The 8,634-nt window shown below is 72.4% G+C and carries 8 protein-coding genes and 1 pseudogene; 3 read left to right on the top strand and 6 right to left on the bottom strand.

Features of this window, described 5'->3' with window-relative positions; all coding sequences use genetic code 11:
* Positions 1-295 precede the first annotated feature (295 nt).
* The 3 genes and pseudogenes from AB0C28_RS53605 to AB0C28_RS53595 form a co-directional block, all read left to right on the top strand.
* Positions 296-433 (top strand): annotated as a pseudogene (locus AB0C28_RS53605) (universal stress protein); the annotation flags it as partial.
* Between the two features lie 101 nt (positions 434-534).
* Positions 535-2,019 (top strand): FAD-dependent monooxygenase, encoded by a 1,485-nt coding sequence (locus tag AB0C28_RS53600; RefSeq protein ID WP_358084881.1) that lies wholly within the window; start codon positions 535-537, stop codon positions 2,017-2,019.
* The gene (locus AB0C28_RS53595) at positions 2,016-2,624 is read left to right on the top strand and encodes a TetR/AcrR family transcriptional regulator (protein WP_357860106.1); all 609 of its coding nucleotides are present in this window, start codon (positions 2,016-2,018) and stop codon (positions 2,622-2,624) included. The genes AB0C28_RS53600 and AB0C28_RS53595 overlap by 4 nt, the downstream gene beginning before the upstream one ends.
* A 10-nt stretch (positions 2,625-2,634) precedes the next feature.
* On the opposite strand, the gene AB0C28_RS53590 is transcribed toward AB0C28_RS53595, so the two are convergent.
* From AB0C28_RS53590 to AB0C28_RS53565, 6 genes are all read right to left on the bottom strand, one after another.
* Complete coding sequence (locus AB0C28_RS53590; protein WP_358084878.1) at positions 2,635-3,321, bottom strand: CBS domain-containing protein; 687 nt, start codon at positions 3,319-3,321, stop codon at positions 2,635-2,637.
* 2 nt (positions 3,322-3,323) lie between these two features.
* On the bottom strand, positions 3,324-4,004 hold the full coding sequence (locus AB0C28_RS53585; protein WP_357860100.1) for a CBS domain-containing protein: 681 nt from the start codon (positions 4,002-4,004) through the stop codon (positions 3,324-3,326).
* Between the two features lie 158 nt (positions 4,005-4,162).
* Positions 4,163-4,783: a response regulator transcription factor gene (locus tag AB0C28_RS53580; RefSeq protein ID WP_358084875.1), complete on the bottom strand. Its 621-nt coding sequence runs from the start codon at positions 4,781-4,783 to the stop codon at positions 4,163-4,165.
* Positions 4,780-5,988 (bottom strand): sensor histidine kinase, encoded by a 1,209-nt coding sequence (locus AB0C28_RS53575; RefSeq protein WP_357860094.1) that lies wholly within the window; start codon positions 5,986-5,988, stop codon positions 4,780-4,782. The genes AB0C28_RS53580 and AB0C28_RS53575 overlap by 4 nt, the downstream gene beginning before the upstream one ends.
* A gap of 34 nt (positions 5,989-6,022) precedes the next feature.
* Entirely contained in the window at positions 6,023-7,855 is a 1,833-nt protein-coding gene (locus AB0C28_RS53570; RefSeq protein ID WP_358084872.1) for a hypothetical protein, read from the bottom strand.
* Positions 7,840-8,592: an ABC transporter ATP-binding protein gene (locus tag AB0C28_RS53565; RefSeq protein ID WP_358084870.1), complete on the bottom strand. Its 753-nt coding sequence runs from the start codon at positions 8,590-8,592 to the stop codon at positions 7,840-7,842. Before AB0C28_RS53565 ends, AB0C28_RS53570 begins: the two co-directional genes overlap by 16 nt.
* Between the last annotated feature and the right edge of the window lie 42 nt (positions 8,593-8,634).

The following is an 8,634-nucleotide window of genomic DNA, read 5'->3' as shown; positions in this document are numbered from 1 at the left end:
CTGCTGCTGATGTGGGCGGCCGAGCTGCCCCTGACCACCAACCCGTTCATGGACGACCACATCGTCTACGCGATCGTCCTCGTCGGTCTGGCCCTCGCCGGCGCCGGCCGCACGTTCGGACTGGGCAACCTGCCCGTCGTCCGCCGCACCCCGTGGCTCAAGTGAGTCCCTCGGCCACCCGCCCGCCCTGCCCCGCAGGGCGGGCTTTCGCCGACGCGGAAGCGAGGACGGAGGAAAGATCACGATCGTCGTGGGAGTGGACGGCTCGCGGGCCGGGCTGGAGGCCGCCGGCCGGGCGGCGCGGGACGCCGAGCTGCTGGTGGTGGGCTCGCACGGGTACGGCACGTTCGCCGGCATGGTGCTGGGCTCGGTCGGTCATGCCCTGCTGCACCACGCCCCGTGCCCGCCGGCTGTGGTGAGAATCACCCGTTGATCCGGCCCGTCCCCGACGCTGACGGCTGGACAGGACGGCTCATCGCGAGCACTATTTATTTTACGAGACCGTTTCGTAAATAAAATGGTGAGGTGATGGCGATGGACACGGAAGTACTGGTGGTCGGCGCGGGACCGGTCGGTCTCGCGCTGGCCTGCGGGCTGCGCGAGCACGGCGTCGCGGTACGGGTGATCGACAAGGCCGCCGGCCCGGCGGCCACCTCGCGGGCGAACTTCGTGCACGCCCGCGGCTCGGAGGTGCTCGACCGCCTCGACGCCCTGGGCGAGCTGCCGCAGGAGTCGGTGCGGGCCATGACGATCACCACCTACGCGGGGGACCGCCCGATGATGCGCATCCGGTTCGGCGACCCCGGGCTCCGCACCGCCGCCGCGCCCATGGTGATCTCGCAGGCGCGGGTCGAGGCGGTGCTGCGTGAGCGGCTGGCCGAGCTCGGAGTCCGGCCTGAATGGGGCAACGGCGTGGTCGAGATCGCCCAGGACGCGACCGGCGTCACCGCGGTGCTCGCCGACGGCGGCACCGTGAGGGCCGGCTGGCTGGCAGGCTGCGACGGCGCCGGCAGCACGGTCCGCAAGCTGGCCGGCATCGGCTTCCCCGGCGTCAAGGTCAGCGAACGTTTCCTGCTCGTCGACGGCCACATCGACGGCGAGCCCGCGCTGGACCGATCGGGCACCAGCGGCTGGGTGCATCGGGATGGCATGCTGGGCGCCATGCCGATGCCCGGCGGGCACTGGCGGCTGCTCGCCTACGACCCCGCCTTCACCGACGACAAACCCAGCGAGGAGCAGATCGCCGACCGGATGCGGCGCATCCTGCCAGGCCGCACCGGCCGGCCCGGCCTGCGGCTGGGCGAGGTCACCTGGGCCTCGCTGTTCAGCGTGCACCGGCGCCTGGCCGACGGCTACCGCGCCGGGCGCGTCCTGCTGGCCGGCGACGCCGCGCACGTCCATGCCCCGTTCGGCGGCCAAGGCATGCTGACCGGCCTCGGCGACGCCGAGAACCTCGCCTGGAAGCTCGCCCTCGTGGTAAATGGATCGGCTGGGGACCGGCTGCTCGACACCTACCAGGCCGAACGCCGCCCGCTCGCCACCGCCGTGCTGCGGGGCAGCACCGCGGCCACCAAGGTCAACATCGCCGACGGGCCGCTCGGCCGGTTCCTGCGCGACCAGATCCTGCTGCGCGTCTTCAGCCCGGCCTGGATCCAGCGGTGGATCACGTACACGACCTCGCAACTGTGGGTGAGCTACCGCGGCGGGCCGCTCGGGGGCCGGGGCGGCAGACCCCGTCCCGGCGACCGCGTGCCCGACCTGGCCTGCGAACGCGACGACGGCACCCGCACCCGCTTGTACGCCGAGCTGCGCGGCACCTGGGCGGTGCTCGGCGACCGCGCGGACGCCGCCTTCGAGGCGGCCCGGCGGCGGCTCGGCGACCGCGTCGTCCGGCTGCACGCCTCCGGCTCCGCGGGGCAGGCGCTGCTCGTCCGCCCGGACGGGCACCTGGCCTGCAAGGGGGGTCCGGCCGAGTTCGGCCGCTGGCTGGACGAGTGGCTGGACGGGGCACTCGGGTGACGGTCACCCGAGGACGAGGGCGCCCGCGCGACCCAGGCACCGACACCGCGATCCTGGCCGCCGCGCTGGAGCTGTTCGTCGAACGCGGCGTCGAGGGCACCAGCATGGAGCAGGTCGCCAAACGCGCGGGCGTGGGCAAGCTGACCCTCTATCGCCGCTGGAGCAGCAAGGAGGAGCTGCTCGCCCAGGCCATCGAGCAGGAGGTGAGCGCCGAGGTCAGCCCGTCGGCCGCCGACGTCCAGGCCCTGGCGCCGCGCGACATCGTCGAACGCCTCCTGCCCGCGGCGGCCGAGACGGCCGCGAGCCCGGGCTTCCGCGCACTGGTCGCGCGCATCCTGGGCTCGGCCGTCAGCCATCCGGAGCTGATGGAGATCTATTGGAAGCACTACGTCCTGCCCCGCAGGGAGCTGGCCGCCGCCCTGCTCCGCCGCGCCCAGCAGGACGGCCTGGTGGCCGCCGACGCCGACCTGGACGTCGTCATCGACATGATGGCCGGCGCGGTGACCTACCGCGTCCTGCAACCCGACCCCCCGGACGCCGCCGGGATGCTGCGCTACCTGAAGGCCGTCTACCGCCAGGCGGGCCTGTACCCGCCAGGACCATGAGGTCCCGAGGTCACGCGCCACCCCAGACGGGCAGGTCGGCGATGTCGTCGTGCTTCCAGCTCAGCTCGTCGTGCACCGCCACGACGCCGTCGATGTTCTCGGCCAGGTGGACGGCGGTGACGGCCTGGCTGCGCTCGGGGAAGGTCCCGGTCAGGGTGACGACGGCGTCGGTCACGCTGACGTCGGCCCGGCCGCGCAGAGCCTCGCGGACGTCCCGTTCGATGTCCTCGTCCAGGCGCAGGAAGACCTTGATGAGGTCACGGCGGCTGACGATGCCGACGAGGCGGCCGTCGGCGTCCACGACCGGCAGGCGCTTGACGCCGTAGCGGTCCATCAGGCGCGCGGCCGTCACGACGGCGGCGTCGGGAGTGGTGACGCGCGCGGGACTGGTCATCAGCGCGCCGGCGGTCTCGCCGAGTGACTTGCGGTAACCGCTGCCCTCGCTGCCCGCACTGTGGCGGATGCGGGCACGCAGCGGCGGCCGGTAGTCGTCGCCGTAGTAGCGCTCCTTGAACTCCTCCTTGGCCAGCAGGTCGGCCTCGGAGACCACGCCCAGGACGCGGTTGTCGTCGTCCAGCACCGGCACGCCGCTGATGCCCCGGCTGATCAGCAGTTCGGCGACGGTGTGGAAGGAGGCGTTCTCGTTGACGGCGGCGACGTCGGTGGTCATGACGTTCTCGACCTTCTGCACGGACATGGCTACCTGCCTTCCCACTTCGAATCGTCGGTCTTCCAGGTGAGCCGGTCGACGACGTCGACCACGCCGTTGACCCGCCCGGTCATGCGGACGGCGATCGCGGCCTCGGTGCGGCGCTCCATCCGGCCGGACAGCGTCACGACGCCCTGCAGCACGTCCACGCGGACGTCGCCGGTGTCGACCCACAGGCTGCGGTCGAGAACATCGTCGCGCACCTCGGCGGCGATCGCCTCGTCGCCGCGCAGGAAGAGTTTGACCAGGTCACGGCGGCTGACGATGCCGACGAGGCGGCCGTTGTAGTCGACCACCGCGAGCCGCTTGACGCCGTGGCCGTCCATGAGGCGGGCGGCCTCCACGGCGGACGCCTGCGGCGAGACGGTGACGGCCGGGGTGGTCATCAGCTCGGCGGCGGTGTCGCCCTCGGCCTTCCGCCGGCCCTTGGGGTGGCGCAGCCGGGCGCGTAACGGGGGCCGGTAGCCCTCACGGTAGTACTGCTCGCGGAACTCCTCCTTGCGCAGCAGGTCGGCCTCCGACACCACGCCGAGCACATGGTTGTCGTCGTCGGTGACCGGGACGGCGCTGATGCCGCCGCTGATGAGCGTCTCGGCGATCTCCTTGAACGGGGTTGCGGCGGATACGGCGACGACCTTGTCCGTCATCACGTCCGCGACGGTCCTGCGCATGACATCCTCCTTGCCGGTTGCCCTCATCACACCTCGGGCGGGCGGCGGCGTTCAGAGGCGAAGGTCCCGAGCGGGACGGTCGTTGGTCCGCGCGACGGCAGGTCTCCATGGCGGCAGGTCGTCGATCCGGCAGGTCTTCGCGGTGGCCGGCCGGTCGGCTAGCTGAGCAGACCTCGCCGGTACGCCTCGCCGACGGCGGCGGCGCGGTCGCGGACGCCGAGTTTGTCGTAGATGTGCAGCAGGTGAGTCTTGATGCTGGCCTCGCTGATGAAGAGCTTGGCGGCCGCCTGGCGGTTGGACGCGCCGTCGGCGACCAGGGCCAGGACCTGCAGCTCGCGGTCGGTGAGGGGCGCCCTGACCGGCTTGCGCACCTGGCCCATCAGCCGGCCCGCGACTGACGGCGACAGCACCGGCTCACCGGCGGCCGCGGCGCGGACGGCGCGCAGGAGCTCGTCGGTGGGGGCGTCCTTGAGCAGGTAGCCGGTGGCGCCGGCCGCGATCGCGGGCAGGACGTCGGAGTCGCCGTCGAAGGTGGTCAGGACGAGGATCTTGATGTGCGGATGGGAGCGGCGCAGCGCGGTGATGGCGCTGACGCCGTCCATCTCGGGCATGCGCAGGTCCATGAGGACGACGTCGACCTCCAGCGCGGCGGCGCGATCGACGCCCTCGCGGCCGTTGGCGGCCTCGCCGGCGACGTGGATGTCAGGCTCGGCCTCGAACGCGGCACGCAGGCCGTTACGGACGATGGGGTGATCGTCGACGATGAGGAGACGGATCACTGCGGGTCTCCTTGGAGCGCGGGGACGGTGGCGCTGACGGCGGTGCCCTCTCCGGGCGTGCTCTCGATCTCCAGCGAGCCGCCGACACCGCGCAGGCGTTGTCTCATGCTGCTGAGCCCGAATCCTTTACCGCCGGGGTCGCGGAAGCCGGTGCCGTTGTCGCGGATGTCGAGCAGGACGACGGAGCCGGTGTAGGACAGGGTGAGGCCGGCCCGGGTGGCGCCCGCGTGTTTGGCGACGTTGGCGAGGGCCTCCTGCGCGACGCGGAAGAGGGTGACCTCGATGGCGGGGCTGAGCGGCACGCGGTCGCCGGTCACCTCGACGTGGAGATCGACACTGGTGGTCTGGGCCCAGTTGCGGGCCAGCACGGTCATGGCTTCCGGCAGGTGGGCGTCCTCCAACTGGTGGGGCTGGAGGGCGGCGACGGAGCGGCGGGCCTCGGTGAGGCTGTCCTGGGCGAGATCGAGCGCGAGCTCGACGTGGGTGCCGGCGTCCTCGACGCGCTGGGCGGCGCGTAACTGGGTGATGATGCCGGTGAGGCCCTGGGCGAGGGTGTCGTGGATCTCGCGGGCCATGCGCTGGCGTTCGTCGAGGATGCCGGCCTGGTGGGCCTGGGTGAGGAGCTGGGCGTGCAGGTCGGCGTTCTCCTCCAGGGCGGCCTGGAGGTCGCTGACCACCTTGCGGTATTTGCGCTGCCGCTCCTCGATCTTGACGCCGGCGATGTGGCCGCCGCCGATGGCGACGGTCTGCACGGCGACGATCGCCAGGTGGAAGGCGATGAGCTGAACGGTGGCCTGGGCCCAGTCGATCGTCGACTGGTACAGCACGACGGAGGTGGCGGCGACGGCGGCGAAGGTCCACTTCGACGGAGCGAAGTTGGCGGCGAGGAAGAAGCCCGACGTGCAGTAGATGATGAAGATGGGGTCGTGGGCGGTCAGCAGGGCGGCGGTGACCAGCATGCCGGCGAAGTGCACGGCGACGGCGGCCCTGCGCCCGCGCATCGCGGCGGGGAGCAGGGTGCGTGAGCCGATCAGCCAGGCGAGGGCCAGGCCGGTGAGCGCGAGGGTGCGCGGGATCCCGCCCGCGGGCTGGACGGGTGTGGCCAGACTGATGACCAGCGAGGCAGCGAGGGTGACGTAGGGGACGATCTCGATGGCGACGACGAAGCGTCGTTCCCAGGTGGAGGGCGGGAAGAGGTCGTTCATCCGAGGGTCCCCTCCTCTCGGGCGCGGACGGGTCTCACCGGGTGGTGGCCGGTGAGGTCGAGCTTAGGCGCATGGGGATCAGGAAGGCGTATCCGTACATGAGCAGTCCCAGGGCGATCATGAAGATGATCATCGGCCACTGCCAGGTCGGCGGGAGGTGAAGGGCGAGGAACCACACGGGGTTCTCGAACCCGAAGATCTTCATGACCATCGGCACGAGTCCCTGCGGGATCAGGGGGAGCCAGGCGATGGCGTGGCAGATCGAGACGCCGACGCGGTGGTGGAGGGGAAGATCGGCGATGACCGGCTTGCCGGGCTTGGGCGCCGGTCCGTGCTTCATGAGGTTGAGCAGCTCGATTCCGTCCTTCTCCAGCCTGCGGCAGGCGATCTCGCCGAGCCCCCAGGCGCTCAGCGCGCCGGTCAGCAGCCCGGTGGCAAGGCCGGCCCAGGGATCGAGCAGCACGGCGCCGGCCGCGGGCAGGGCGGTGGCGGGGACGGTGACGAGCACGAGCCAGGCGAGACCGGTCTCGGCGCTCTCGTCGGCGCCGGTGCTCAGCGGGTTGCCGCCGCGCTTGTGCGGGTCGGTGCCGGGGACGAGCGAGGTGACGGCGATCAGGACGATGACCCCGGCGCCACCGCCGAGGAGCGCGGGGAGCAGGGCGAGCATCCAGGGCCAGGCCCAGCTCTCGCCGCTGACCAGGCTCCCGGCCAGGGAGAGCACGACGGCGGGCGGGCCGACGACGAGCAACCAGGCGAGCTGGCGGCCCCGTACGTCCGCGCGTTCCGCCCCAGGGGTCATCAGGGTGAGCCAGAGCGCGGTCCCGTCGGCGCCGTAGAGGTTGGCCGAGGCCGCGGCGGCCACCACGATCGCGATGAGTCCCGTGAAGGGCACCACGATCCAGCTGCCGATGGTGACGAGCAGGAGCGGGGTGACGACGGCGTAGGTCAAGGCGGTGACGAGCAGCTGGATGCGGACGAGGTCGCGCCACCAGGTGCGCAGTTCCCTGGCGGCGACGGCGCGGGCGCCGCCGGCGGCGGGGAAGGGGCGGGGCGTGCCCCGGCGCGGCGGCACACCGCCGCGGGCGGCCGAGACGACGCGCCGCGACAGCAGACACGCCCAGGCGGCCAGGAGCAGGGCGATCACCCCGGCGCCCGCGGCGAGGATGGCGACGGCAAGGAGCCAGGGGGCTTCGATGGCGGCCAACCCCCATCCGGAGGGCAGCACACGGACGATGACCTCGGACCAGGCCGCGCTGTCGGCGCCGCCCAGGGCCACGAGAGGCGCCCAGCCGTTGCCGCACAGAGCGATGGCGGCGCCGGTCACGACGCCGACCGCCGCCGCGGTGACCCGGGACCTGACGAACAGGCCGATGGCCGCCACGATGACCCGGGAGATCATCACCATGGTGACGAACGTGGTGACGGCCGCCACCAGGCCGATGAGCACTCCGGCGAGGCCGTACCGCCAGCCGTGGACGGGCAGGGACAGCAGGGCGATGAGGGTGATCGCGGGCGCGGGGCCCGCGAAGGCGCCGGCGAGCAGCGCCGCCGCCATCCGGCCCGGCGCGATCGGGAGCATGGCGAAGTACTCGGGGCGCAGCGCCTCACTGCCACCTCCCATGAGGATGGGGCCGAAGACCCAGCCGCAGAGCCATCCGGCCAGGCAGAGCGGCAGGTAGGCGGGCCACAGGACGGCGACGGCGATCGTCCCCAGGGCCAGGGTCAGCCCGACCGCGCCGCCGATGTAGAGGTTGGAGGCGTTGTCGCCGCGCAGGGAGTTGCGCATGAGCATGAGCCGCATGCGGATCAGGTGCCGGGCCAGGACGGCGGGGCCCGGGGTCAGCGGTGGGGTCAGGACGTGAGCCATGCCAGCCCCTCCGTCGCTCGCGGGCGGGCGCCGACCAGGTCGACGAAGGTCTCCTCCAGGGTGGCGGCGCCGCGTACGTCGGCCAGCGGCCCGGCGGCCACCACGCGCCCGCCGGAGATGACGCCCACGTGGTCGCAGAGCTGCTCGACGAGCGGCATGACGTGGCTGGAGATGATCACGGAGCCGCCCTCGGCGACGAACCTGCGCAGGATCGTCCTGATCGTGGCCCCGGAGACGGGATCGACGGCCTCGAAGGGCTCGTCCAGGACGAGCAGCCGGGGCGCGTGCAGGAGGGCGACGGCCAGGCCGATCTTCTTGCGCATGCCGGTGGAGTACTCGATGACCAGCGTCCGCTCGGCGGAGTCGAGTTCGAGGACGTACAGGAGTTCTTCCACGCGCTCGGCGACGACGGCGGCGGGCAGGCCGCGCAGCAGGCCGAGGTAGGTGAGCACCTCGCGGCCGGTGAGCCGTTCCGGCATGGCGTTGCCGTCGGGCAGCACGCCGATCAGGCCCTTGGCCTGGACGGGGTCGCGCCAGACGTCCACGCCGAAGATCTCGGCGCGGCCGGCGTCGGGGCGGAGCAGGCCGACGGACATGGCCAGGGTCGTGGTCTTGCCGGCGCCGTTGGGGCCGACCAGGCCGTAGCAGGATCCAGCCGGAACGGTGAGGTCGATGTCGTCGGCGGCGACGTGGTCGCCGAAGACTTTTCGAAGTCCGGTGGTACGGAGAGCGGGCATGGTTCGAGAATCGCCCGGGGACGGGGGCGGCGGATCGTCCGG

The organism is Nonomuraea sp. NPDC048892 (genome assembly GCF_040649735.1).
Classification (GTDB): Bacteria; Actinomycetota; Actinomycetes; order Streptosporangiales; family Streptosporangiaceae; genus Nonomuraea; species Nonomuraea maheshkhaliensis.
The sequence above is the reverse complement of the archived record's forward strand: the minus strand, read 5'-3'. Positions and strand labels throughout refer to the sequence as shown.